The organism is Candidatus Njordibacter sp. Uisw_039, assembly GCF_047730075.1.
In the GTDB taxonomy this organism is placed as follows: domain Bacteria; phylum Pseudomonadota; class Gammaproteobacteria; order Pseudomonadales; family Balneatricaceae; genus Njordibacter.
The window spans coordinates 2,062,012-2,086,798 of the sequence record NZ_CP159831.1 but is presented as its reverse complement, the minus strand read 5'-3'; the positions used below and the strand labels follow the sequence as shown (position 1 = coordinate 2,086,798).

Genomic DNA, 24,787 nt, shown 5'->3' with positions numbered 1-24,787 from the left:
CACGAACATGAAATATTCAGCCGTTGACTCTGTCAGAGTATTTGTAAGCGCGGTTGCCAATGAATTGCAACAAGACGAACACGTCTTTGCTCAATTCCCAGTGAGTCGATTTACAAATCTTGTTATTCCTCGTCTGGAAAAGTTGGCTTTTTGGGCGGAGAATTTTCCCAGGTTGTTATCTGTCATTGCAAATATAGCGTATATATTCTGGGTGCCGTTATATTTATTATTCCTGTTGCTGCAGACCATAGGTGCCACTTTCTATATATCAGGGAAAAGTGCCTTAGAAGAAAAGGAAATATTTTTTGCAAATTCGTTGGTTTCCATAATTAGTTCAAAAAGCACACATTACTGTGGCAAATTTCTTTATAGCACGAAGGCTCTGGAAAAGGCAGGTCCAGCGGGTGAATCACTAGGTTGTATCAGGGACTATGCTTCCTTGTCTGATATAAGGTCAGCTTTTTTGAATTCGGTTCGATCTCTTTTTATAATCTGGAAGGACAACCGAAAACGAGGGGTTATCTTTCAAGTTTACCCCGCCTTCCAATGGTTCTTAACGTGGAATGTACTGCAAAAAAGCAAAGTCGGTTTGAAAACTATTTGGATAAGTAGTGATAGGGACCGATGGGCAGTGCTTTTTGATCAATTGCCCATAAACGCCGAAAGAATCATTGTCCAGCATGGCTTACTGAACGATCCTGCTGGTCAAGCTGGATTCAGGAACCCAGAGTCTCTTCCAACGCTGCTCAATAATATTTATAAAATCATACTGCTCGACAAAAATTCTGAGTCTTGGTATCGGGATCGGGTGCTTGCCAAAGAAAGTCACACCCAATTTGTATGTAGTAAAGGTTTGTTACCACAACAAGGGTCGCTTCCAAACGCTATGCCAAGCTCGTTGATCGTCGGGCAGCGCGAATGTCTGAAAAAAGAGTGTAGGCTTGCTAACTATTTAGTAGCGGCAGTTCCAAAAGTCCGCATCTATCTGAAACCGCACCCCAGTGTCAGTACGAGACAATACGAAAAATTTTTGGACAAGCGCATCAGACTGATTAAAGACCCATTTTTTTTCCCGATCGTCAGTTTGTGCATCTGCAATGACTATTCAACGCTAGCGTATCTTTATGCAAAGAACGGTACCAAAGTAATCTATATTAATGAAATCGAAGAAGAGACACCTGATTATCTCCAGCAACTGCTCCTAGATACTCTGGCAGCTCAGGCAGCGACTTCGTCAGCTATAGTTGTTCCCAATAGCTCAACTAATTATTCAAGCCTATGAAGCCACTACCATCTGACAGAAGCTTTGGGTTTTTTGTCTCAACTATCATGGCTTGTGCAAGCGTATACTTCCTAATAAAGCACCCGGGAGCTGCCGTCCAATACGTCTTTATATTTTCTAGCATACTGGTATTATTCATTGCCTTAGTCTTCCCGCAGCGTCTACATTCATTGAACCGAGTTTGGTTTTCCATTGGAGAAATTTTGGGTAAGATTGTAAGCCCAATTGTGTTATCCGTAATCTATTTTGGGTTGATCACCCCGATTGCATTGTCTACCCGGCTATCAGGACGCGATGAACTTCGGCTTAAAAAACGAGTCACTTCAACTTATTGGGTCGAGCGCGGACCCGGTGAACCTTCACCCGACTCTTTCAATAACCAATTCTGAGGTAGTTATGAGCTTTAGCTTTATTAAAGAACTTTGGCTGTTCCTTCGTGAGAGAAAAAAACTCTGGCTAGCCCCTGTCATTTTTGTGATTGTACTGATTGGCAGTCTCTTGATTGCTGTACAGGGATCAGTGATGGCACCCTTTATCTACACACTCTTCTGATCAATGAATATTCTTGGAATTTCTGCCTATTATCATGATTCAGCAGCCTGTCTGGTTGTCGATGGTGAGATTATTGCTGCCGCTCAGGAAGAGCGATTTACCCGGAAGAAACACGATTCTGAATTTCCTGTCCAGGCGATCAATTTCTGCCTGGCTGAAGCCGCCATTCGTGCCGAGTCACTAGACTGTGTCGTCTTTTATGATAAGCCCTTTCTGAAGTTTGAACGTCTTTTTGAGACTTACTTGGCCTTTGCCCCAAGAGGCTTCAAGAGCTTCGCTACTTCACTGCCAGTATGGGTCAAAGATAAATTGTTTCAAAAAAAAACCATTACTGATGCTTTGAAAGTAAACTTTGGTACGGATATTGATTGGGGTGCACGTTTACGTTTTTCTGAGCATCACCTGAGCCATGCGGCGTCTGCTTTTTACCCATCCCCCTTCAAAGATGCTGCCATACTGACGATGGATGGTGTTGGTGAGTGGGCAACAACCTCACTAGCGGTTGGCGCAGAAAATACAATCACAGTTCACAAAGAGATTCACTTCCCGCATTCAATTGGTCTGCTCTACTCTGCGTTCACTTCCTTCGCCGGTTTCAAGGTTAACTCTGGGGAATATAAACTTATGGGACTTGCGCCTTATGGTGAGCCTAAGTTCGTGGAATTGATCAAAGACAACTTGATAGATATCAAGGATGATGGTTCATTCCATCTTGACATGAGTTACTTCGATTATTGCACTGATCTGGCTATGACCAATGCACGTTTTGATGCGTTATTTGGCGGGCCGGCGCGCGTTAGCGAAAGTAGTTTGACCCAGCGTGAGATGGATCTTGCGGCCTCGATTCAGGCGGTTACTGAAGAGGTCGTAATCAAACTGGCCCGGGGCATACGCCAATCGACGGGTCAGAGGAATCTCTGCTTAGCTGGAGGAGTTGCGCTTAATTGTGTCGCCAATGGGAAACTGTTGCAAGAGAGAATATTTGACCAGATCTGGATTCAGCCAGCCTCAGGTGATGCGGGTGGAGCTATTGGCGCTGCATTGAGTGTTTATCACCTTATGCTCCAGCAGCCCAGACATATACAGCCAAGAGATGGGATGAAAGGAGCCTATCTTGGCCCATCCTACTCACAGGCAGAAATAGAACGTCGACTTAAAGCCATTGGTGCTTTATTTTCGATTGTCTCTGATGAGGAACTTATCGATGAAACTGCCTCTGCGTTGGTTGAAGGCAAGGCTGTTGGCTGGCACCAAGGCCGAATGGAGTTTGGCCCGCGCTCACTGGGTGCGCGTTCTATTATTGCTGACCCGCGTTCTTCACAAGTTCAAAAACAGCTGAACCTAAAAATAAAATACCGTGAATCGTTTCGCCCATTCGCCCCCAGCGTGTTGCGAGAAGATGCCTCAAACTGGTTTGATATCGACGTAGATAGTCCCTATATGCTCTTAGTTGCCGACATTTCCCATGACAAAAAATTGCCTATGAACGATGAGCAAAATACACTATTCGGCATCGACAAGTTGAACGTAGCCAGATCAGAAATACCTGCAGTCACTCATATTGATTACTCGGCACGTATTCAGACTGTTGATGCAGAGACAAATCCGAAGTATCATGCTTTGATTTCGAAATTCAAGGCGTTGACACAATGCCCGGTTCTAGTGAATACCTCATTCAATGTTCGTGGGGAACCCATTGTGAACACGCCGGAAGATGCCTTTCGATGTCTTATGGGAACCGAGTTAGATTTCTTGGCTATTGGTAACTGTATCCTTCACAAGACTGGGCAGAATCCGGCTTTGATCATCAGGTACGAAAATGAATTCGAACTCGACTAAAATTCAAATAATTATGAAATTATATAATCTAATTCGTCTGTTGGTTACAAATTTACTCATTGCCATCGTCATTCTAGCTGTCGTTGATTTAGTAATCACAAATAAGGTAAAGAGTTAGGTATGGCCAAAGAATTTATTATGCAAATGCGTCCTTGGTTTGGCGCAGAAGAAAAACAGGCCCTCATGGCCTATATGGATGAGGATGGTTTTTTAACCGAATTTAAAAAAACCGAAGCTTTTGAGCAAAGCATTGCCAACTATACTGGTGCTAAGCACTGTGTGGTTGTGAATAATGGCACTATTAGCTTAACCCTAGCCGCGATGGCAGTTGGCATTGAGGCCGGTGACGAGGTGATTGTGCCTAACTACACCATGATTGCCAGCCCTAATTCCTTGCGGATGTTTGGTGCAGTGCCGGTGTTTGTGGATGTTGAACCAGACACCCTTTGCTTAGATATTGCTTTAGTGGAAAAGGTTATTACGGCTAAAACCAAAGCTATTATGTTGGTGGTTGCTAATGGACGCGCGCCAAGTGCAGGTATTGAGGCTTTTCAAAGGCTTTGTGATGAGCGTGGTCTTTTGCTGATTGAAGATGCTGCCCAAGGCTTAGGCAGCTATTATCCAGATGGCGCCCATACAGGCACTAAAGGCCTAGTAGGCAGCTTTTCTTTTTCTGCACCGAAGATTATATCCACGGGCCAAGGTGGCGCATTAGTCACTAATGATGATGATGTGGCAGAAAGGTTAAAGCGCTTAAAAGATTTTGGCCGCGCTGGTGGTGGCAATGATATTCATGACAGCTTGGGCTTTAACTTCAAATTTACCGAGCTACAAGCGGTGGTGGGTTTGTGCCAAATGGACAAGTTGGCTGCTAGGGTCACTCGTAAAAAACACATTTGGCAGCAGTATGCCGATCAGTTGGCTAACTGCCCGCAGGTAAAGCTATTTGCCCACGACTTAAACATTACCACGCCTTGGTTTATTGATGCCTTGGTTGAAAAAAGAGAAGCTCTAGCAGCCCACCTAAAGACCGAATTGATTGGCACTCGGGTGATGTACCCTCCGATTACACAACAAAAGGTTTATGATCTTGCTGGAAATCACCCTGTGTCAGAAAATATTGGGGTAAATGGCTTGTGGTTGCCCTCTTCCAATCAATTAACAGACGCTGATATCACCCGTATATGTGATGCGGTGAAGGCGTTCTACGCTTAAATGACTGCTTTAAAAACGCCATTGGTTTTTGCTTCGGTGGTTATGTCTGGGGGTGTGGGTAGTCGTTTGTGGCCCTTGTCTCGCGCATCCTACCCTAAGCAGTATCAGGTGCTGGTTGACAACAATCATGAGCACACCATGTTGCAGCAGACGTTTGCGCGGTTGCGTGGGCTAGACCAAGTCAATAGTCAGCTCATTTGTAATCAGGATCACCGGTTTTTAGCAGCAGAGCAGTTGCGTAGCCTAGGCCAAGACGCAGATATCATATTAGAGCCAATGGGGCGCAATACTGCCCCTGCAGTCATTATAGCCGCCTTGCGTTTACAGCAGATGGATGGAGACGAGCCCATGTTAGTGTTGTCTGCCGATCACGATATTGCTGATGTGCCAACTTTTCATGTGGCGTTAAGATCAGCCCATGAATTAGCTATGCAAGGTTTTATTGTGACTTTGGGTATTACGCCCAGTTTTGCGTGTACTGGCTATGGCTATATTCATTGTGGTAATCCAGTGCTTAAGGGCTTTGGTGTGGAGAAGTTCGTCGAAAAGCCCAATGGCACTGTGGCTCAAGGCTACTTAAACGCAGGTGACTATTTATGGAATAGTGGCATGTTCATTGTCAAACCCAGTGTCATACTGGCAGAGGCTTTAGCCCTTTGTCCTGGATTACTCAAGCAATGCAAAAGTGCCCTCAATGGGTCTGCCAAAGATTTAGATTTTATCCGTTTGTCCGTTGCTGAGTTTGAGCAGTGCGAAAGCATATCCATAGACTATGCCATTATGGAGAAGACCCAAAAAGCAGTGGTTGTGCCTGTAGCTTGTGGATGGAGTGATGTGGGTGACTTGCAGTCTCTTTGGCAGGTTAATGATCAGGACGAATGTGGCAATGTTAAACAAGGTGATGTGGTGGCCATGGATAGCCACAACTGTTTACTTAAAGCCGATAGCCGTTTGCTGGCTGTGCTGGGTATGGAAGACATTGCCATTATTGAGACTAAAGATGCAGTGTTAGTAGCCAAGTTAGATCAGGCTCAGCAAGTTAAGGAACTGGTGGCCACACTAGCTGGACGAGAAGAGTTAGCGCATCAGCGCGAGGTCTTCCGACCTTGGGGCAGTTATGACAGTGTTGATAGTGGTTCTAATTACCAAGTAAAGCGCATTAGTGTGAATCCCGGGGCACGGTTAAGTCTGCAGCGCCATCAGTTTCGAGCCGAACATTGGGTCGTCGTGCAAGGTCAGGCACAGGTGCATGTGGATGGACAAGATCACCTGCTCAAAGCCAATGACTCTATTTACATCCCTAAGGGTGCCGTGCACTGTTTAGCCAATGAAACCAATGAAGCCTTGCATCTGGTAGAAGTTCAATCGGGTAGTTATTTGGGTGAAGATGACATTGAGCGCTTAGAAGATGTGTATGGCAGACAATAAACATGCGGTGTATGTGCGCTTGTTGGGCGGCTTGGGTAACCAGCTGTTTCAATATGCCATGGGCCGAGCATTGTCAGATGCCAGGCAGACCGAACTGGTTCTAGACCCTCGCTTTATATTGCGTAAAGGCTGCATCTCTGGACTGGCTATTGATGAGTTTGCCATTAGAGCCCGTTATTTAACTGATGCAGAAGCTGCTCATTTTAAAGAGCCTGTATGGAAGTTAACTCGAGCATTAAGGCGCCAAATTAATCCTTGGATGGGTTATTACCACGAGACCGTGCATAGTTTTGATTCTGCAGCACTAGTCCAGAGCTACGACGTCATGTTGTCTGGATTTTGGCAATCTGAGCGCTATTTTGATAACCACAGTGACCTACTACAAAGTGACCTTGTGCTAAAAAAGGCACTTCCACCAGAAGCTGCGCAAGTTGCTGCGCAAATGAAATGTGGCACTAGTGTTGCTATGCATGTGCGGCGGGGTGACTATTTGAGTGACCCTAAAGCATTAGCAAAGCACGGGGCAACCAGTGCACACTATTATCAAACGGCGCTGCAGTTGATGATTGAGAAGTTAGGTGGTGTCGATTTGTATGTGTTTTCTGATGATCCTGAATGGGTTAGAGCCAATATTCAGCACCCCAGTATAACTTTTGTGTCGGACTTCGGTTTTTCTGCTGAGCAAGATCTGTGGCTCATTAGCGCATGCCAACACCAAATTATTGCTAATAGTTCGTTTAGCTGGTGGGGAGCATATTTGAATGATTATGCCAGCAAGATAGTGGTTGCACCCGAACCCTGGTTTGATGCCAAGCATATGGCACAACAAGATATTATTCCCACTGACTGGAATACCTTGGCTAAATAGCATTGGGTATATTTTCAATTTGAGTTTAATGGGTAATATGTTTTTGTATTTTTTGATTCAAAGTAGATTGAGGGATGGATTCTAAAATGAAGGCAAGTAAAAAAATGTCTTGGTGAAAGTGAAGTCAGAAATAAATTTCTTGAAAGCTTCAAAGGCAGTTTACGATAGCACCATTCTAGTTGTGAAGTTATGTTAAAAGAGTCTTCACATAAATCAACACTAAAACATAGAATATTAAAAGCTGAGACGATTGTGACTGATAATATATTTTTTAATAGGGCGGACCTAAAGCATTGCGGCAGCAATGTCATTATTGGCAAAACAGCTAGAATCCGTTATCCAGAATTGGTGTCGATTGGTGATAATGTCATCATTGATGATTTTACCTATATTTCGACACAGTTAGAGGTGTCATCTTTTGTGCATATTTCATCGGGCTGCTCGATCATTGGTGGGCGAAATGCCATGGTGTCCTTTGGCCAGTTTAGTACCTTAGCGCCTAACGTGGTGCTGGCCGCGGGAAGTGATGACTATATCTCGGGCCTTGCCACCCCCATGGTGGCTGAAGAGTTTAAAGGTGACGTAGAGATTGGTAGTATACACATAGGTGATCATTGCATTGTGGGTGCTAATTCTACCATTTTACCTAATGTAACTTTATCCACTGGGGCAAGTGTAGGGGCTAATTGTTTAGTTAAGCATGACTTGGAAGGGTGGTGTTTGTTTGCAGGCGCCCCAGTACGCCGTATCAAACAGCGAAATGCTAAAATAATTTTGGCATTAGAACAAAAATTTAGAAATAGTAAATAAACTGCACCCATGCCTGAACATAGTGAAGAAATTAAAGTGGGTATATTGCCCCATGAACTTAGATACCAAGTAAAGCTAGGCGGTGTGCCTTTGCAGTCATTAGATTGGCCGGGGCAGGTTGCCCCAACAAACGGTACCATAGCCGATTTATCAGCTAGAGACCATGTGGTCGTTTACCCGTCGTCTAAACGCCTATTGCGTGGTTTTGGGCCTCTCAAGTGTAAAATTGACTTACTCATGTCTGAGCCATTAATCATCCATGGTAAGTATTATAAAAATATTTGGCTATTACGTCACAAATTCAATTACATTCTATGCCGATATCAGCAGTATGCAGCTAGGTACGCCAATGTCATTCAGTTTGCTGTGGTTGAATCATGGGTAGATGGTAGTCAATTACAATGGCCACCGATAAAAACACACAATTGTTCGCTTATTGCGTCTGAAAAGATACACTTAGTCGGGCATAAATTGCGCCATGCAGTGGTTGACTGGGTCAGCACTGTACAAGCAGATGTGCATATCATGGGCAGGGGCTATCAGCCCTTCGACTTAAAACAAGATGGTTTGTTGCCTTACCACTATTCTGTAGTGATTGAAAATGTTCCTGAACCTGATTGTTTTACTGAAAAGCTTTTAGATTGCATGCTGTGTGGCACCTTACCCATTTATTACGGGCCAAAGAATATCGGTGACTACTTTAATTTAGACGGTATGATTGTTTGTTGTTCGATCACAGAACTTCAGGCAGCAATAGCCACCACTTTTACTCCCCCTAATGAGATTCAATGGACTGCCATGGAAGAGAATAGGCAGACCGCTTTACGTTATAGCAATCTGAAGCAAAGAGTCGTCGAAGTAATTAGAAATAATGATGTTATTAGAAACGGTTGAATATGGATGTATTTCGCTTTAAAGGTGCGGGCGGATGCCTGTTTTCGCTAGTGCCCTTGATAGCAGCATACATAGTGGAAAAGTTTAGAGCCTAAGAATTGTAGAGGAAGTCGATATGAAAGTACTAGTATTAGGAGGCGCTGGTTATATTGGGTCTCATATGGTGACTTATTTACAGGCTCAAAATATTGGTGTTGTGGTAATCGATGATCTTTCAACAGGCTTTTCAGATTCAGTGGCGGGCGTGCCGCTTTACCAAGGTGATTTTGCCAATCAAGAGCTATTGCAGCAAGTATTTAAAGAACATCAGATCGATGCCGTAATGCACTTCGCGGCGTCTAGCCAGGTAGGCGAATCAGTGTTAAACCCGGAGAAGTACTACTCCAATAACTTGTGTAAAACTCAAGTGCTGCTGAATATTATGCGCCAGCATCAGGTCATCAATATAGTGTTTTCGTCAACGGCAGCTGTGTACGGTAGCCCGGAGCAAGCCTTGATCGACGAACAGCACCCAGTAACGCCTATCAACCCCTATGGCCGCTCTAAACTCGCTGTTGAGTGGATGTTGCAGGACTACGCTAGTGCCTATGGTATAAAGGCGGTTTGTTTGCGTTATTTTAACGCAGCAGGAGCTGCTATTGATGCCAGCAATGGGGAGCGGCATGATCCAGAAACACACCTTATCCCCCTAGTGCTTCAAGCATTGTCAGGTCGACGTCATGGCATTAAGGTTTTTGGAACCGACTATGCAACACCAGACGGTACCTGTATTAGAGACTATATTCATATTTTGGATCTAGCTCAAGCTCATCTTTTGGCCTTGAACTGGCTTCTTACTCAATCAAGTTGCACCTATAGAGCGTTTAATCTTGGCAATGGTGCTGGTTTTTCAGTATGTCAGGTCATTGCCACTGCCAAGGAAATCACGGGCCAGCAGTTAAATGAAGAGGCCTCTGCAAGAAGAATGGGAGACCCTGCTGTTTTGGTAGCCAGTGCGGAACAAGCAAAGCAAGTATTGGGCTGGAAGCCACAATATACTCAATTGCAAGAAATCATTGCCCACGCTTGGGCGTGGGAGCAAAAGTTGGCAGGTCTATGAACGTTGATGATGACTTTGAATACTATGTGATTAATTTGGATCGTTCTAAGAAACGCTGGCAACGGATCAATAAGCACTTACAAAGTATGAGTATCGAGGCTCAGCGAGTTAGTGCTGTTTATGGAGCTGATTTGCCAGACGATGAAATAGCCCGCTATTACACACCATATTTAAATCAAAAACAGTTTTTCATGCCGCTTAAACCTGCAGAAATTGGCTGCTTTATGTCTCATCGAAAGGTGCTTAAATCCTTTGTTGATCTGAGCGATAAGGCCTATGCAGTAATATTGGAAGATGATGTAGAGTTTATTGGTGATGTGCTGGAGTACCAGCAGCAATGGTTGGATGCAGTTCAGGGTGAAGAGCCCGTGATGTTAAAGCTTTTTTCTCGTCGGCAAGTACATGGCCAAGTTGTGTATACACACCAAGGTCGTAGCACAATAAGGCCTCACTTGGTGCCTTTGGGAACACAAGGGGCAGTATTAAATCGTTCTGCTGCGTATCAATTATTAAACACTTTGAGCCAATTTGGAATGCCTGTTGATGTAGCATATCAACATTGGTGGCAACATGGTGTAAGGGTGCTGGTTACTGTGGGAAACCATATTAACGAAATTAGTGCCCAGCTAGGTGGGTCAAACATCTCTAACAAGCAGAATCTACCACTGACTTATAAGATCAAACGAGAGTCTAAACGTTCTTGGTTTCGACTGAAAATAAAACTCATTTCTATGTTTTATTACATGAAAAGCTAATTTATTTATAGTCTGTAACGAGGCGCTTCTTATGATATCTATGGCTCAATTGCAGTGATAAACATGCTCGCTGATGTTATTTGCAAGGTATAATACAACTGCTCACTTAGTGCTGGATGTTAGGTGGCTGATAACGCCAGACCGTTATTAGAATTAAAAATATAAATCTGCACAAAATACTTTTTAAAAAATTAAAAGGTCTTAGAAAGTCAAATACAAAGCAATGAGAAAAGTTAAACATGGAAGTATTGCGTTCTAAAAATATACACATTGGCTTGTTTTGGCTAGTGTCTCTGCTGGCTTTAGTCGTGCCTGCTGCCAGCATCAATTATCCAGTGGCATTGTATTACGTGGCGGTTAGTTTAGTCGTTTTGGGGTTATGTACGGTTATTGTGAGAACAGACCCCCAGCCCTTATCTAAACTAGAAAAGGTGATGATTTTCACTTGGTTATTTTATCCATTGTTTACGGCGCTAGATTTTTGGCTCAGAACAGGGTGGATATGGACTCAATTCCAGGAGCCTAGCCGGTTTATTTTGGTGTTGCCAATCTACCTCATGGTTAGGCGTTTTGGCTTGTCACAAAATGCTTTAAAATGGGGTGTTTTTTTTGGTGCTGTTCTTGCTGGATTTTGGGCTTTTTATCAAAAGCAGGAGTTGGGGATACATCGCGTTCATGGAGGCACCTCTGGCCTCAAAGCTGCCTTTGGTGACATTAGTTTATTACTAGGCGTTATGTCCGTTGCCTTGTTTCAGCCCAATTGGTGTGAAGACAAACGGTGGTGGCTAGTCGTGTTATTTTCTCTTTCATTAGGATTATTTGCATCTTTAGCCTCTGGCACTAAAGGTGGGTGGATTTCTGCCCCTGTTCTATGCTGGGTGATGGTGAGTCTGGCTCGTCATCCATCTTATACCAAGCGCTTTATAATGTTAGCTGTTATGGCCATAGGAGCAGTTTTGGTGTGGTGGTTTTCACCATTTGTTCAGGACAGAGTGGGAAATATACCTCTTGCTGTTGCTACATACTTTGAAACTAGACAAGTAACGGATGGTTCGGCAAGTATTCGTTTGGCTTTATGGCATGCTGCAACCCTAGTTTTTATTGATAATCCTTGGTTTGGTGTAGGCCCCAGTAACTTTGATGCTGCTAAACTACCTTATATTGAAGCCGGCCTACTGCCAACTATAGTTGGTAACTTTGATGGTGCCCATAGTCAATTTTTTGATACTTTGCAAGAGTCTGGCATATTTGGCCCTTTCATGATCTTTTCTATTTATGGTGCGTTTATTATGCACTGTCGTCAATATGTTTTGCAAAACAAAGCGCTTGCCACGGCGGGAATTTTGTTAGCAGTAGGCTTTATGGACTTTGGTTTGGTTGAGATGATATGGGATATCAACAACGCTGGAGTGTTCTTCACAGTAATGATGGCTTTGATCGCAGGACAGTTGTCTTATGAAGGTAATACAAAACCAACAACTAACTAGTTGGCTTGTATAATATCTATGACCACTGGCGCCACTATGTCAGCGCCTGCTTTACTTAAGTGGTTAGTATCATTGTAAAGTAGTTTGGGTAACTGGCTAGTATTGCACCAACTCTGGTCTTTGCATAAGATTTGTTTAGGCTGGGCCCAGTATAGGTTTTTGTGCGTTAGTGATCTAAATTTCTCTAGCGCGGCTGTATGCTGTTGATAAACTAATAGTGGATAACGAAAGTTCTCATCTCTAAGCTCCCCCAACTGAGCTAGCTTTAAATATCGGTTAGGTATATTCCAACCAGCCACCGGAATTTGGTCGATAACAATGACCTTTTTTCCTACACCCAAGAGTTGTGAAACGTATTCAATGTAGCCATTCACAACTTCTTCTTCACGTTTCTGTGATGCTCGTCTGTTGTTACTAATGTCTTGGTAATAATAGTTCATGGCACCAGTTTCGTGCCCACCTAATAAATTATCAAAGCCTTTTCCTGATGAATAGAGTGACCACTGCGCACTCAAAATTACCCATTCAGCAGCATCGCTAGAATCTAATCTCTCTCGCCTACCCTTGTTAATTCTTGAGCATTGATCAGATTGAGTATTGGAAACGTAAAAATCCATTAACGGTGGACAGTTTGGGTTAGTGTGCCATTCAAATGTTTCTAGCGAGCTTGAAAAGGCTGTTGATAAGCTTGGTGCAAGGCTTGCTGCGTGGCTGTCTCCTATTAGCACAATGTCTGCTGAGAAATTGCTGGTACAAGAATCAAAATTACACCCTTGCCATTTAAAATTAGTATTCGTTGCAGCGTTATAGTTTGCTAATTGTTGCTTATTATAACGGCCGGTAAACCCATCTGTCAGGATTGCCGCCATACCAAAGGCAAAAAATGCAATAACTATGCATGTGCCAAGTATGAGCAGTTTTTTTGCCTGAGGCTCTGGGCTGGTACTTTTTCTAAATGGCTGTTCAACGTATTTCCATATAAAGTATGCGGCCACAAAACTTGCTAACCCTAAAGCAACCATTAAGCTAAGATCAGGTTCGCCTAAGCTTCGGTGTCGTGCGAAGGAAAAGAGTGGTTGGTGCACAAGGTATGCGCTGTAGCTAATTAGGCCTAACTTTACTAGGCCAGTATTGCTTAGCAGCCTGTTGGTGAGAGTGCCCTTGGTAGCAAACATGATGATCAACGCTGTTCCAACCGTAGGCAGTAGAGTATAGAAGCTTGGAAACGGGGTATGTTTGTCGAATAAAAAAATAGAAGCAAGAAGGAAACCTAGACCGCATAGGCTTAGTGGGCCGTTGAAGTGAACTTTAATGTAATGGGACAAGCCACCCTTAAATGCAGACATTGCAATAAAGGAGCCAATCAGTAACTCCCAGCCTCGAGTGGGAAGTAGGTAAAAACCAGCCTTTGGGTAATGGTAAACTGTCCATTGTGCAAAATATAAACTCAAACCAGCTAAGATTAGCAAGGTTGGAGTTATGGCTTGTTTACGAACGCGCCAAATCAAAGCAAGTAGTAATGGAAACAACACATAATACTGTTCTTCTACTGCTAGGCTCCATGTATGCAGCAGGGGCTTAAGTTCTACCTCAATATCAAAGTAATTACTCTCACTAAGGAAGTATAAATTAGATGCAAATATAGAGACGGAGGATAGGCTTTGAGCAAAATCCAACATGTCCTTGGGTGGTAACCATAACCATGCAAATGGGATGCACATCAGTGCTACAAAAAAAAGTGCTGGTAGAATTCTACGCGCACGACGTTGATAAAAAACGTTTAAGCTGTATGTATCGTTGGCGAGTTCTTTGAGTAATATAGAGGTGATTAGATAACCACTGATGACGAAAAATACGTCAACACCGATAAATCCACCGCTAAAAGATGAGAAACCTGCATGATAGAGAATCACGGGTATTACGGCTAATGCTCGTAGACCATCTATTTCGGCACGATAATGCAACAGCAAACCTATTTCGTATGTGATTAGATATTTTTGATGAATCAGATTTTACCAGTAACATAGGATTAATTGAAGCCAAGTCTCACAGTTGGCAACGATAATTTGAGATTGGATTAGTTGAAAGCGGCGGGGCATCCCAGCCCCGCACTTTTACACCAACATCCATGTTGATAAACACTGCCATGACAGACCATCCCGGTCTGCGCTTTATGCCTGCGTCCGTGCAGGTAAATACAAGTAAGGTGTTGCGTTTGGAAGCTTTGGAGTAGGAGATAAATACCAAAACCTAGTTGGGTTCTGAGTTCCTTGTCTTTCAGTTGCAATCCGTTTGCAGCGAGGTAACTCACTAGGCGTAAATCTTAGTGAGTTATTTGAAGTGTAGTTTAGATTTTGGTGTTTGCAAAAAAGAATTTAAATTCTGATAGATTGCCAGGCTGCACGTGTGTGGATGATGGGAAGGAGTTCATAAGAACGAGGCGGCTGTGCCGCCTCGTGAACTTTAGTACTTGTAGCTTTCTGGCTTAAACGGACCTTCAGATGGTACGTTGATGTAGTTAGCTTGAGTGGTGGTTAGCTTGGTCATTACACCACCAAAACCTGCCACCATGTCGGCTGCTACTTCTTCATCTAGTTTCTTAGGCAAGATTCTTAGCCATAAGTTGGCTTGCTTGTCGGCTGGGCTTAGGTCTGCGAACTTGGCGTCCCATAGGTGCATTTGCGCTAGCACTTGGTTGGCGAAAGAACCATCCATGATACGTGATGGGTGACCTGTGGCGTTACCTAGGTTAACTAAGCGGCCTTCAGACAGTAGCAGTACGAAATCGCTCTTGTTGTGATCAGCAGCACGGTACACCTTGTGTACTTGGGGCTTCACTTCTTCAAACTTCCAGTTCTCACGCATGAAGGCAGTGTCAATTTCGTTGTCAAAGTGACCAATGTTACAGACTACAGCGCCTTTCTTAATGGTCTTAAGCATGTTGGCATCACACACGTTAGTGTTGCCAGTGGTGGTGACGATAATATCTGTGGTGCCCATCAATAGAGTATCAATGCAGCTGATATCGCCAGTGTTAGTGCCGTCTAGGTACGGCGACACTACTTCAAAGCCGTCCATGCACGCTTGCATGGCACAGATTGGATCAATTTCTGTAATCTTAACGATCATGCCTTCTTGACGAAGTGATGCTGCAGAACCTTTGCCTACGTCGCCGTAACCCACTACAAGGGCTTTCTTGCCTGCTAGAAGGTGGTCTGTAGCACGTTTGATCGCATCATTTAAAGAGTGGCGACAGCCGTACTTGTTGTCGTTTTTGCTCTTAGTCACAGCATCGTTAACGTTGATGGCAGGTACTTTTAAGGTGCCCGCTTCCAACATTTCTTGTAAGCGGTGAACACCAGTAGTGGTTTCTTCAGAAATACCGTGGCAGTTAGCTAAAATTTCTGGGAATTGATTGTGCAGCATGGTGGTTAAATCACCACCGTCGTCTAGGATCATGTTAGCGCCCCAGTCTTTGCCATCTTGCACGATGGTTTGCTCGATGCACCATTCGGCTTCGTCTTCTGTTTCGCCTTTCCAAGCAAATACAGGAATGCCGGCAGCAGCAATAGCAGCAGCGGCGTGATCTTGGGTAGAGAAGATGTTGCAAGAAGACCAACGTACTTCAGCACCTAAGTCGACCAATGTTTCAATCAGCACAGCTGTTTGAATGGTCATGTGGATACAGCCCATGATTTTGGCACTGGCTAGAGGCTTTTGTGCAGCGTATTTAGTACGCAATGCCATAAGAGCGGGCATTTCTGTTTCGGCGATGTCAATTTCCATACGGCCCCACGGGGCTAAAGAGATATCGGCAACCTTGTAATCGGTGAAGTCGGTCATTGGTAAAGCGTCCATAGGTTAAAAATTCAGCCGGTATTATACGCTAGTAAACGTCTGCTGCCGATCGCAAAGCAGAGTTATTTTTCTTTTTAGCGTCATCCTTACTTTCATCTACTCCATTTCCGCCGATGTACTGCGCAGCTAGGGTGTCAGTGGATTTAACGAAGCTGGTAACGTCGGTGCCTACAGCCACAAAGGTGGCGCCCAGAGTAAGGTATTGTTGTACCAGTTCTGGTGCGGCCATAAGAATACCGGCAGCTTTGCCTGCCGCTACAATTTGTTCAATGGCAGTGCGTATTGCCTTTTGTACGGGTTCGGCTGTGGGCTGGCCTAAATAGCCCATGTCTGCAGCCAAGTCTGCCGGGCCAATAAAGACACCATCAATACCGTCTACGGTGAGTATCTCTTTAAGGTTATCTAACCCACGCTGAGCTTCAATTTGCACTAACAGGCACACTTGGTCGTTGGCGGTTTGGAGATAATCTGGAATGCGGTTGTGGTGGGAAGCGCGTGCTAAAGCGGCACCTACGCCTCGAATACCTTGAGGTGGGTAGTTCATGGCCTGTACCAGCTGTTTTGCCTGTTTGGCGGTTTCTACCATGGGCACTAAGACTGTTTGGCAGCCTATGTCTAAAATTTGTTTGATCATCCATGTTTCGCCTATTGGTGGGCGAATCACAATGCTGGAGTCAGACCCTTGCAAGGCGTGCATTTGGCTAACGAGGCTGGTGATGTCGTTGGGGCCGTGTTCGGCGTCTAGGACGAGCCAATCAAAACCTGCACCGCCGGCAATCTCTGCGGCGTTAGGGCTGCCCATAGAGAGCCAAAAACCAATCTGTTGTTGGCCTGTAAGAAGCTTTTGTTTAAACTGATTGATGGGTGCAGGCATGGGTATTCCTTTTACTATCAGTTAAATGTACTAGCAGTTATATGAGTGGCAAATCAAAAGCGGCAGCTTACTTGGCCAAAGTCGCCAAAATCGGCTTCGATTAAAGTGCCTTTTTGGGTTTCTATAGGCCGAATAAAGGAGCCAGACAACACAATTTCACCAGCCTTTATGCTATCACCATATTGGTTTAAACGCGCGGCTAACCATGCAATGCCTAAGGCGGGCTGATTAAGTACACCAGCACCTAAGCCCGTTTCTTCTACTTCGCCGTTGGCACTGACAATGGCGCCAATCCAGCGCATATCCACTTGGCTTGGATCTGTATGCTGCGTTCCCAATACTAAACCTGCGTTGGCTGCATTGTCAGCTATGGTGTCAAATACATTGCGCGCCACGCCCGTGTCTGGGCATGTTCTGTATATACGAGTGTCCAAAATTTCTAAGGAAGGTACAAGGTAGTCTGTCGCCTCAATCACTTGTTCTACGGTGATATTCTCGCCAGTAAGATCATGTTTCATCACAAAAGCGATCTCTGCTTCTACTCGAGGTTGAATAAAACGCTGTTGAGGAATATTGCAGCCACTTTCAAACAGCATATCATCAAACAAAATACCAGAATCTGGAATATCTATGTTTAAAGCGGCTTGCATAGCCTTAGAGGTGAGGCCAATTTTGTGGCCCACAATACGGCGACCACTATTGAGCTTGTACGTTACCCAACCGGCTTGAATGGCATAGGCGTCGTCCATAGTCATGTTAGGGTAGGCCAGAGAGATTAGCCCCGTTTGTTGGCGGGATTGTTCTGCGGTGTCTAGGCGTTGGGCAGCTTCTGAGATCTGTAGTTGATTGAGGGACATAATTTAAGCCTCGTCCACAACGCTGTTGCGCAGGCAGCCAATGCCTTCAGCTTCCACTTCTACGATATCACCTGGCTTTAAATACACTGGTGGATCTAGGCGTGCACCAGAACCCGTAGGGGTGCCAGTGACAATAATGTCACCAGGGGCCAAGGTGGTAAATGTAGAAATGTAGTTAATAATGTAACGGAAATCAAACATCATGCGGCTGGTACGGTCTTCTTGGCGTAATTCACCGTTAACCTTGGTAGTGAGGCGAATGTCTGCAATTTGGCTTTCATCTTTGTAAGCCACCATCCAAGGGCCAATAGCACCGCTGGAATCAAAGTTTTTCCCTTGGGTGACGTTAAACTTAGCGTGACGTACCCAGTCTCGTATGGTGCCTTCGTTACAAAGGCTAATGCCAGCAATATGGTCCAAGGCCGTGGCTTTAGGGATGTGGCGGCCGCCTTTACCAATGACAATGACCACTTCACCTTCGTAATCCAACTGTTTAGAAGCTTTGGGGCGCACTAGTGACGTGTCATGGCCGGTAAACGAGCGAGCAAAACGAATAAACATGGACGGAAATGGTGGCGCTTCTTGGCCGTCTTTGTATTCTTCATTACGGGCTGGGTAATTAACGCCAATGCAAATGAGTTTCTCAGCGTTATTGATGGGGATTTGATAGGTGAATTCACCCTCTTTGAAGTCATCATTCTGGCCTTTGGCAGCGTCTTCTAAAGCCTCTAATTGACCTGCTTCAATGACGTCTTTTAGGGTAGAGTACTGGGCGCCAAAGGTGTTGCTTAGGCTGATAAAGCCAGTATCGGTCACTATGCCGTAGTGGTTTTTTTGGCCTGTCGTAACGGTGGCGAATTTGGGGTAATTGCTCATGCTAGTTCCTGTGTATTGTGCTATAAATCGGCTTGTAAATAAGACTATTTAGCCAGCTGAGGTGGCTGGTGCCCAGCCATAGCAAAACAAATGTTTTTCGTTTCCATATAAAATTCAAACGACCAGTCACCGCCATCACGGCCAATGCCAGAGGCCTTAACACCGCCAAAGGGTGCCGGTAGGTGACGTGAGTTTTCAGAATTAATCCAAATCATGCCAGCTTGCAGTTGATCAGCAATAGCCCAGCAGCGCTCTACATTCTGGCTCCACAGGTATCCTGCCAAGCCGTACTCAATGTCGTTGGCTATGGCTACAGCATCGGCATCGTCTTTAAAGGGAATGGCTGTTAATACGGGACCAAAGATCTCTTCTTGAGAGATGCACATTTGGTTATTGGCCTGGGTAAAGAGTGTGGGTTGCACATAACAGCCCGCTAGGTCGGCCACTTTCTTACCGCCAGCGACAATGGTGGCGCCTTCAGCTTTAGCTACTGCAAAGTAAGATAATACCTTGGCTTCGTGTTCAGGGTGGATGAGTGGGCCAATTACAGTGTTTGGGTCTAATGGATGTCCCACTTTAATACGGTCAGCGCGGTCTGCCACCATGGCACAAAAAGCGTCGTAAATACTTTCTTCTACCAGTAGGCGTGACGAAGAGGTGCAGCGTTCACCATTAAGTGAGTAGATCATAAAGGCGGCAGCATCGGCGGCCTTATCTAAATCGGCATCAGCAAATACCAATACGGGGTTTTTGCCACCTAATTCAAAGTGTGCGCGCTTTAAGGTGTCGGCTCCTTGTTTTTGAATTAACGAGCCGGTGCGGCTTTCGCCTACAAAGGCAATGGCTTTAATTAAAGGATGCTCGGTGAGGGCTTTGCCAGCATCTTCTCCCATGCCATTAACCAAGTTCCATACCCCTTTAGGTACGCCTGCGTCTTCAGCAATTTGGACTAACAAGTTGGCCGTTAGGGGTGAAAACTCTGCGGGTTTATGCACAATAGTGCAACCAGCGGCCAAGGCTGGGGCAATTTTCCATGTGGATAACATAAACGGTGTATTCCACGGGGTAATCACGCCTACAGGGCCGATAGGATAACGTTTGGTGACGTTGACTTGGCCTTGTGCATAAAGCGATTGACCATCTTGGGCTTGTACCGCTTTGTCGGCAAAGAAACGAAAGTTTTCTGCTCCCCTTAGGGCTGCCTTGGCCATAAATTTAATGGCCTGACCCGTATCGATACATTCCAGCAGTGCAATTTCTTGGGCGCGGGCTTCTATGCCGTCCGCCACCTTGTGGAGAATTTTTTGCCTTTGCTTACCACTCATGGCAGCCCATGGGGTAAAAGCATGGTGTGCGGCTTGGGCAGCAAGGTCTATGTCGGCAGCTTTGCCATGGGCCACTTTGGCAAGGGGTTTTAGATCAATGGGCGATAAAATTTCAAACCAAGTGTTATCCAATGCTGCTTGCTGTTGGCCGTTGATGTGGTTTAACACACTACCGTTAAACTGGGCTAAATATTGGGCCGCATCTTTTTGGTTTTGGGCGAAGCTGCTCATTATTTGTGTCCTTTGTCTGTGCTAGAGGCGTTAGCAGCGTTTCGAATACGTGGATGCATGGCGTTGGTTTTCCAGCTAAGCGGGGTGTTAATTTCCCGCACTTCGATGGAAAGAGCAAAGTAAGGTTGGCTTAATTGCGCTGCTAAAAATGCGTTCATGGTGGTATTAATGGCTTCACCAAGGCGTTCTTTATCGGCTTGGCTGCGGCCTAAACCAATACGAATGGAGGTATCGATAAAGCTATTTTTTGGCTGTAAATCGGCTACTGCGTAGTGATCACATTTTATGGCACGTACACGCACGGCACCCAGTTCAAATAGGCCGGTGGCAATGCCAGTGGCGTGAATAGCGCGGCATAAGCCATCAAAATCAACTTGTGATTCCAGATTGGCGGAATATTCCATGGTAACGTGGGGCATGGGTTTGTCTCTTTGTTGCGTGGGCTGCTGACTACAGCAAACTAATTAATATGTTAACTAAATTATTAGTATGATGCAAATCATCTTGCCAGTAATTGTTATTAGTTAACCTGTTTAGTAATTTGTCCTAAGCCCGTATAATAGATGATCATGCCCACTTTAAACCTTAGAGACTGACTATGCAGCCTACTAAAACAGACCGCGCTTTACCTTTGGCCCTATTAAGGGCGCGGGAAACTGTGATGTCGCCTATTCGGCGGGTGCTTAAAGCCCACGATGTGACCGATCAGCAGTGGCGAGTGTTACGGGTGTTGCACGAAAATGGCGTAATGGATGCTAAGGAGTTGGCTAAAAGTGCGTGTGTTCTGGCACCTAGCCTAACGCGAATCATTAAATACCTAGAACAAAAAAACATGCTCACACGGTGTGCCGACGGCAAGGATGGCCGCCGAGTGTTATTGGATATCTTACCCTCAGGTGCTGCGTTAATCGAATCAGTTACCCCAGAAGTGCAGGTGATCTATCAAGCTTTCAACGATAAGTACGGCGCTCAAAAAATGAGTGACTTATTGGATTTACTCCACGATGTGGTGGAGCTAAGATAGGGAGCAGTATGATTCTAGACTAGGCCCTTGGTAATGTTTTGCGAGAGGATGTACGCACCTGTCCATGCATTTTGAAAGTTAAATCCACCTGTAACTGCATCAACATCTAACACCTCTCCTGCAAAATAAAGCCCATACACACGCTTGCTCTCAAAGGATTTAAAGTTAACTTCTTTAAGTGATATGCCTCCTGCTGTAACAAATTCCTCTTTAAACGTACTTTTCCCTGCTACATTAAAAACAGCCTGTGTGAGTTGTTTGGCAAGGGTCTCTATTTGCACTTTGTTGACATCGGCCCAGCGCGCATCTTCAGCTATGTTGGACGCCAAAACCAGCTTATTCCACAACCGTTTGGGTAAATTAAATTGGCTAGACTTAAACGCTGTTTTTTTAGCCCATTGTTGTTTTGAGTTTTTTAACGCCTCCAAGCAGTCGTCAAACGATTGCCTGATAAAGTTAACTTCTATTTGAAATTTGTACTCTCTTTTTGCTATTTCTAAAGCCCCAAAAGCAGATAGTTTTAAAATAGCAGGGGCGCTCATTCCCCAATGAGTAATGAGTAAGGGGCCTTCACTGCATAAATTTGTGCCAAGGATTTTAACCTCTACGTCTTCTGCTACCACTCCAGGTATGTCTTTTATACGCTCATCATTTATTTTGAATGTAAAAAGAGAGGGCACCGCTTTAGAGACGCTATGCCCTAAACCTTCGAGAAGGTTCCAGATTTTAGTATTACTGCCGGTAGCGATGACTATTTTTTTTGACAAAAAAGACCCTTGAGACGTGTCTAACTGAAATAGACCATGTTCATTTTTAAGGGATTTTAAGGAGTGACTGTAGAGCACATCTACATGGTATTTTTTTGCTTCACTTAAAAAGCAATCGATGATGGTTTGCGACGAATTTGAAACAGGAAATATGCGGCCGTCATCTTCAATTTTTAACTCTATGCCGCGTTCTTCAAACCAAGCAATGGTATCCCCCGTCATAAATTGATGAAAGGGCCCTAATAACTCCTTTTCACCGCGGGGGTAGTTCTGCACCAATTCTGAAGGAATGAACTCGGCATGTGTGACATTACATCGACCTCCTCCAGACACCTTAACTTTAGCTAATCCTTTTTGTCCCCGTTCTAAAATGGCTATTTTTAAGTATGGCGCTTGTTTAGCTATATTGATTGCAGCAAAAAAACCTGAGGCTCCTCCACCAACAACAATAATATCTTTTTCAATCATATTTAAAATTACACTGGTTTTAATGCGTCAATAACACGTCGATGGGATTATAGGCTCCTGTATAGGCACCATCAAGAGGCGGGGTGATCTAGGTTTGTGGAGCGTGTTATTGGCGTGTAAGGCAGATGCTTAATCTGGTTCAAACACAACATTCACTTGTCCTGTGCCAGAGCTAGGGAAGTATTCACCAATAATTTCTCCCTTGCCTTGATATTGGTCCCAGCCTAAAGCGCCATAAAGCATGGCGGTGTCATGCATGCCACCTTCGCCGTTACACTTTTGGGCGTATTCGGGCAGCATTTTTAGAAAAGTGGCATGGTCGCCTCGAGTCCATAAATCCAGTACATGCAGGTCCATTTGGCGATTGAATTCACTGGATATAGTAAAGGTGCCATTATTGGCAGCGTAGTCTTCGTTAGCCCATATTTTGTGGGACAAAGAGCCAGAGGCTAATAACAATACCTTGCTGTCACTTTCTTCTACGGCTTCTTTAATGGCTTCGCCCATCAGGCGTGAAGATTCAATGCTGTGTACGCTACACCAAGCTGCAACAGACACTATCTTAAGATCTGACGTTGGATTCATCCAGATCATGGGCACTAGTGTGCCATATTCTAATGTTAATGACTCAAGTTGATGGGAGAGAGCATGCACGCCTTTGGCTTGGGCTTTTTCGGCAATTAGATCACCTAATGCGGGGTTACCTTCATACTGGTATTCTAAGTTTTGAATAAATTGGGGAAATTCATGGCTGGTGTAATTGCCTTTAAAGCTAGCTGCGGCGTTCACGTGATAGCCTGCGTTCACCAACCAATGGGTGTCCAACACAATAACGGTATCGGCTCCCAGCGCTTTAGCTCGGGCTACAATTTCTTTATGGCCGTCAATGGCTTGAGTACGTTTACCAAAGATAGGCCCTGGTTGCTCCGACATGAGCATGGTAGGCACGTGAGTAATTTTGGCGGCTAAGACGATATTTCCCATGGGAGTCTCCTATGTTAAGTGTGATGTTAAAGCAAACGAGGGTCTGGTTCTAGGCCCACTAAGTGGCGGCCATAGATCTGTTTGCATACATCATAATCCGTATAGGCGTGGGCGGCGGTCATGTGGGAATCCCTAAACAAACGTTGAGCTTCATTGGTTAAGAACCATGCATTTGCGCCGCTAGATTCAAATAAACGATCTACCGCTGCCACGCACATTTTAACGGCATAGGCTTGGTTAGTCCGCCATTGAGCCAGCTGGTCGGCATTGGGCAGTGCATGTTTAACGCCCATTTGTGCTAGGTCATTCCAGTCTTTTTCTAACAGGGCGCGGGCGGCATTAATTTGGTGTTTTGATTCTGCTAAGCGCATGTAGGCGGGTACGTCTTTACCTACTTCTGCCCCGGTATAAGCCCGCACGCGGGTTTTGGAGCGCTCGGTAAACCACTTAATCATTTGCTCGGCAATACCCAAGCTTACGGCAGAAAAACCGCTGGCAAAATAAGGCCGATAGGCGGCAAAAAATATATTGCTTTCTGGGTACATGCCATATCCCCTGGATTTTCCGGTCATTAATGCTTTGGCAGATTCAATGCGATGTTCTGGCACAAATACGTTACGCACTTTAAGGGTTTTGGTGCCAGAACCTTTCATAGCCATGGCATGCCAGTCATCGATGATTTCGTAGTCGCCCCGTGGTATTAAAGCAAAGTGCTGGTGGGGTGCAGGGTCAACAGCAGCGCCGGCACGAATGAAGCCCATAATAGCCCACTGAGCATGGTCACACCCACTGCTCCAACTCATGTCGCCACTAAACATCACACCACCGTCTACTTCTGTAGTTTTACCAAAAGGGGCAATGCTAGAGCTAATGGTGGCTTCAGGGTCCTGGCCCCATACGTCTTCTTGGGCTTGTTTTGAGAACAAAGCCAGCTGATGGCTATGAGTGCTAAGTAAGCTAGTAGACCATGCCGTGCTAGCGCATGCACCAGCCAGAGTGGCCACCGCTTCAGCAAACTCTGGTAAAGACAGTTCCAACCCTCCCCATGCTTTTGGCTGAAGGGCGCGCATGAACTTAATGTCTTTTAATAGAGCAATGTTCTCTGGTGGCGTCATACGCAGTGCTTCGGCATTGGCAGCATTGGCGGCAATGGCAGGTAGGATACCTTGTAAGGCGCCGAGAAGATGGCTGGAGGATGTCATGATGGTGGCCTAAGTAATATTTTTATAAATATAGTTAACACATTAACTATTAATGAGCATATAGTAGCAACTGTTGTATTGCTCCGCAACAG

Annotated in this window: 23 protein-coding genes; 13 read left to right on the top strand and 10 right to left on the bottom strand. The window is 44.9% G+C overall.

Annotated elements, in window-relative coordinates; genetic code table 11:
• Positions 1-7 precede the first annotated feature (7 nt).
• From ABXT70_RS09825 to ABXT70_RS09770, 12 genes are all read left to right on the top strand, one after another.
• Positions 8-1,282: a hypothetical protein gene (locus ABXT70_RS09825; RefSeq protein ID WP_443640316.1), complete on the top strand. Its 1,275-nt coding sequence runs from the start codon at positions 8-10 to the stop codon at positions 1,280-1,282.
• Positions 1,279-1,671: an SxtJ family membrane protein gene (locus tag ABXT70_RS09820; protein ID WP_443640315.1), complete on the top strand. Its 393-nt coding sequence runs from the start codon at positions 1,279-1,281 to the stop codon at positions 1,669-1,671. Before ABXT70_RS09825 ends, ABXT70_RS09820 begins: the two co-directional genes overlap by 4 nt.
• Positions 1,577-1,834, top strand: a complete 258-nt coding sequence (locus ABXT70_RS09815; RefSeq protein WP_443640314.1) for a DUF5989 family protein — start codon at positions 1,577-1,579, stop codon at positions 1,832-1,834. The genes ABXT70_RS09820 and ABXT70_RS09815 overlap by 95 nt, the downstream gene beginning before the upstream one ends.
• A gap of 3 nt (positions 1,835-1,837) precedes the next feature.
• Positions 1,838-3,673, top strand: a complete 1,836-nt coding sequence (locus tag ABXT70_RS09810) for a carbamoyltransferase family protein (protein WP_443640313.1) — start codon at positions 1,838-1,840, stop codon at positions 3,671-3,673.
• A 120-nt stretch (positions 3,674-3,793) separates the two neighbouring features.
• Positions 3,794-4,888, top strand: coding sequence for a DegT/DnrJ/EryC1/StrS family aminotransferase (locus tag ABXT70_RS09805; RefSeq protein WP_443640312.1), 1,095 nt, complete (start codon positions 3,794-3,796; stop codon positions 4,886-4,888).
• Positions 4,889-6,316, top strand: coding sequence for a mannose-1-phosphate guanylyltransferase/mannose-6-phosphate isomerase (locus ABXT70_RS09800; protein WP_443640311.1), 1,428 nt, complete (start codon positions 4,889-4,891; stop codon positions 6,314-6,316). It begins immediately after the preceding gene.
• Complete coding sequence (locus tag ABXT70_RS09795) at positions 6,303-7,184, top strand: alpha-1,2-fucosyltransferase (protein WP_443640310.1); 882 nt, start codon at positions 6,303-6,305, stop codon at positions 7,182-7,184. The genes ABXT70_RS09800 and ABXT70_RS09795 overlap by 14 nt, the downstream gene beginning before the upstream one ends.
• Positions 7,185-7,436: 252 nt before the next feature.
• On the top strand, positions 7,437-7,994 hold the full coding sequence (locus tag ABXT70_RS09790) for an acyltransferase (RefSeq protein ID WP_443640309.1): 558 nt from the start codon (positions 7,437-7,439) through the stop codon (positions 7,992-7,994).
• A 9-nt stretch (positions 7,995-8,003) separates the two neighbouring features.
• Positions 8,004-8,888 carry a hypothetical protein gene (locus ABXT70_RS09785; protein WP_443640308.1) on the top strand — a complete coding sequence of 295 codons (885 nt, stop codon included), beginning with the start codon at positions 8,004-8,006 and terminating at the stop codon, positions 8,886-8,888.
• Positions 8,889-9,003: 115 nt separating this feature from the next.
• The gene (gene galE, locus ABXT70_RS09780; RefSeq protein ID WP_443640307.1) at positions 9,004-9,987 is read left to right on the top strand and encodes a UDP-glucose 4-epimerase GalE; all 984 of its coding nucleotides are present in this window, start codon (positions 9,004-9,006) and stop codon (positions 9,985-9,987) included.
• Complete coding sequence (locus tag ABXT70_RS09775) at positions 9,984-10,742, top strand: glycosyltransferase family 25 protein (protein WP_443640306.1); 759 nt, start codon at positions 9,984-9,986, stop codon at positions 10,740-10,742. Before galE ends, ABXT70_RS09775 begins: the two co-directional genes overlap by 4 nt.
• A gap of 239 nt (positions 10,743-10,981) precedes the next feature.
• A complete protein-coding gene (locus tag ABXT70_RS09770) occupies positions 10,982-12,229 on the top strand; it encodes an O-antigen ligase family protein (protein ID WP_443640305.1) in 1,248 nt (415 codons plus the stop codon).
• Here ABXT70_RS09770 and ABXT70_RS09765 read toward each other — a convergent pair.
• From ABXT70_RS09765 to ABXT70_RS09735, 7 genes are all read right to left on the bottom strand, one after another.
• Positions 12,226-14,199, bottom strand: coding sequence for an acyltransferase family protein (locus ABXT70_RS09765; RefSeq protein WP_443640304.1), 1,974 nt, complete (start codon positions 14,197-14,199; stop codon positions 12,226-12,228). The two genes, ABXT70_RS09770 and ABXT70_RS09765, sit on opposite strands and share 4 nt — an antisense overlap.
• 493 nt (positions 14,200-14,692) lie before the next feature.
• Positions 14,693-16,072 carry an adenosylhomocysteinase gene (ahcY, locus tag ABXT70_RS09760; RefSeq protein WP_443640303.1) on the bottom strand — a complete coding sequence of 460 codons (1,380 nt, stop codon included), beginning with the start codon at positions 16,070-16,072 and terminating at the stop codon, positions 14,693-14,695.
• Positions 16,073-16,115: 43 nt separating this feature from the next.
• Positions 16,116-16,961 carry a 4-hydroxy-2-oxoheptanedioate aldolase gene (gene hpaI / locus ABXT70_RS09755; RefSeq protein ID WP_443640302.1) on the bottom strand — a complete coding sequence of 282 codons (846 nt, stop codon included), beginning with the start codon at positions 16,959-16,961 and terminating at the stop codon, positions 16,116-16,118.
• A gap of 53 nt (positions 16,962-17,014) precedes the next feature.
• Positions 17,015-17,818 carry a 2-oxo-hept-4-ene-1,7-dioate hydratase gene (gene hpaH, locus ABXT70_RS09750; protein WP_443640301.1) on the bottom strand — a complete coding sequence of 268 codons (804 nt, stop codon included), beginning with the start codon at positions 17,816-17,818 and terminating at the stop codon, positions 17,015-17,017.
• A gap of 3 nt (positions 17,819-17,821) precedes the next feature.
• Positions 17,822-18,694, bottom strand: a complete 873-nt coding sequence (locus ABXT70_RS09745; RefSeq protein ID WP_443640300.1) for a fumarylacetoacetate hydrolase family protein — start codon at positions 18,692-18,694, stop codon at positions 17,822-17,824.
• Between the two features lie 44 nt (positions 18,695-18,738).
• On the bottom strand, positions 18,739-20,250 hold the full coding sequence (hpaE, locus tag ABXT70_RS09740; protein ID WP_443640299.1) for a 5-carboxymethyl-2-hydroxymuconate semialdehyde dehydrogenase: 1,512 nt from the start codon (positions 20,248-20,250) through the stop codon (positions 18,739-18,741).
• Entirely contained in the window at positions 20,250-20,669 is a 420-nt protein-coding gene (locus ABXT70_RS09735; RefSeq protein WP_443640298.1) for a 5-carboxymethyl-2-hydroxymuconate Delta-isomerase, read from the bottom strand. The genes hpaE and ABXT70_RS09735 overlap by 1 nt, the downstream gene beginning before the upstream one ends.
• 179 nt (positions 20,670-20,848) lie before the next feature.
• On the opposite strand from ABXT70_RS09735, the gene hpaR reads away from it, so the two are divergent.
• Positions 20,849-21,274, top strand: coding sequence for a homoprotocatechuate degradation operon regulator HpaR (gene hpaR / locus ABXT70_RS09730; RefSeq protein WP_443640297.1), 426 nt, complete (start codon positions 20,849-20,851; stop codon positions 21,272-21,274).
• A gap of 14 nt (positions 21,275-21,288) precedes the next feature.
• Here hpaR and ABXT70_RS09725 read toward each other — a convergent pair whose 3' ends face one another.
• The 3 genes from ABXT70_RS09725 to ABXT70_RS09715 all read right to left on the bottom strand — a co-directional run bounded on the left by ABXT70_RS09725 (position 21,289) and on the right by ABXT70_RS09715 (position 24,695).
• Positions 21,289-22,509: an NAD(P)/FAD-dependent oxidoreductase gene (locus ABXT70_RS09725; RefSeq protein ID WP_443640296.1), complete on the bottom strand. Its 1,221-nt coding sequence runs from the start codon at positions 22,507-22,509 to the stop codon at positions 21,289-21,291.
• A gap of 129 nt (positions 22,510-22,638) precedes the next feature.
• Positions 22,639-23,493: a 3,4-dihydroxyphenylacetate 2,3-dioxygenase gene (gene hpaD, locus ABXT70_RS09720; RefSeq protein WP_443640295.1), complete on the bottom strand. Its 855-nt coding sequence runs from the start codon at positions 23,491-23,493 to the stop codon at positions 22,639-22,641.
• Positions 23,494-23,519: 26 nt separating this feature from the next.
• Positions 23,520-24,695 carry a p-hydroxyphenylacetate 3-hydroxylase oxygenase component gene (locus ABXT70_RS09715; RefSeq protein WP_443640294.1) on the bottom strand — a complete coding sequence of 392 codons (1,176 nt, stop codon included), beginning with the start codon at positions 24,693-24,695 and terminating at the stop codon, positions 23,520-23,522.
• Positions 24,696-24,787 lie beyond the last annotated feature (92 nt).

Excerpts from the sequence above, each read along its gene's own strand:
- ABXT70_RS09825 (WP_443640316.1), top strand. The coding sequence starts at position 8 with ATGAAATATTCAGCCGTTGACTCTGTCAGAGTATTTGTAAGCGCGGTT.
- ABXT70_RS09820 (WP_443640315.1), top strand. The coding sequence starts at position 1,279 with ATGAAGCCACTACCATCTGACAGAAGCTTTGGGTTTTTTGTCTCAACT.
- ABXT70_RS09815 (WP_443640314.1), top strand. The coding sequence starts at position 1,577 with ATGAACTTCGGCTTAAAAAACGAGTCACTTCAACTTATTGGGTCGAGC.
- ABXT70_RS09810 (WP_443640313.1), top strand. The coding sequence starts at position 1,838 with ATGAATATTCTTGGAATTTCTGCCTATTATCATGATTCAGCAGCCTGT.
- ABXT70_RS09805 (WP_443640312.1), top strand. The coding sequence starts at position 3,794 with ATGGCCAAAGAATTTATTATGCAAATGCGTCCTTGGTTTGGCGCAGAA.
- ABXT70_RS09800 (WP_443640311.1), top strand. The coding sequence starts at position 4,889 with ATGACTGCTTTAAAAACGCCATTGGTTTTTGCTTCGGTGGTTATGTCT.
- ABXT70_RS09795 (WP_443640310.1), top strand. The coding sequence starts at position 6,303 with ATGGCAGACAATAAACATGCGGTGTATGTGCGCTTGTTGGGCGGCTTG.
- ABXT70_RS09785 (WP_443640308.1), top strand. The coding sequence starts at position 8,004 with ATGCCTGAACATAGTGAAGAAATTAAAGTGGGTATATTGCCCCATGAA.
- galE (WP_443640307.1), top strand. The coding sequence starts at position 9,004 with ATGAAAGTACTAGTATTAGGAGGCGCTGGTTATATTGGGTCTCATATG.
- ABXT70_RS09775 (WP_443640306.1), top strand. The coding sequence starts at position 9,984 with ATGAACGTTGATGATGACTTTGAATACTATGTGATTAATTTGGATCGT.
- ABXT70_RS09770 (WP_443640305.1), top strand. The coding sequence starts at position 10,982 with ATGGAAGTATTGCGTTCTAAAAATATACACATTGGCTTGTTTTGGCTA.
- ahcY (WP_443640303.1), bottom strand. The coding sequence starts at position 16,072 with ATGACCGACTTCACCGATTACAAGGTTGCCGATATCTCTTTAGCCCCG.
- hpaI (WP_443640302.1), bottom strand. The coding sequence starts at position 16,961 with ATGCCTGCACCCATCAATCAGTTTAAACAAAAGCTTCTTACAGGCCAA.
- hpaH (WP_443640301.1), bottom strand. The coding sequence starts at position 17,818 with ATGTCCCTCAATCAACTACAGATCTCAGAAGCTGCCCAACGCCTAGAC.
- ABXT70_RS09745 (WP_443640300.1), bottom strand. The coding sequence starts at position 18,694 with ATGAGCAATTACCCCAAATTCGCCACCGTTACGACAGGCCAAAAAAAC.
- hpaE (WP_443640299.1), bottom strand. The coding sequence starts at position 20,250 with ATGAGCAGCTTCGCCCAAAACCAAAAAGATGCGGCCCAATATTTAGCC.
- ABXT70_RS09735 (WP_443640298.1), bottom strand. The coding sequence starts at position 20,669 with ATGCCCCACGTTACCATGGAATATTCCGCCAATCTGGAATCACAAGTT.
- hpaR (WP_443640297.1), top strand. The coding sequence starts at position 20,849 with ATGCAGCCTACTAAAACAGACCGCGCTTTACCTTTGGCCCTATTAAGG.
- ABXT70_RS09725 (WP_443640296.1), bottom strand. The coding sequence starts at position 22,509 with ATGATTGAAAAAGATATTATTGTTGTTGGTGGAGGAGCCTCAGGTTTT.
- hpaD (WP_443640295.1), bottom strand. The coding sequence starts at position 23,493 with ATGGGAAATATCGTCTTAGCCGCCAAAATTACTCACGTGCCTACCATG.
- ABXT70_RS09715 (WP_443640294.1), bottom strand. The coding sequence starts at position 24,695 with ATGACATCCTCCAGCCATCTTCTCGGCGCCTTACAAGGTATCCTACCT.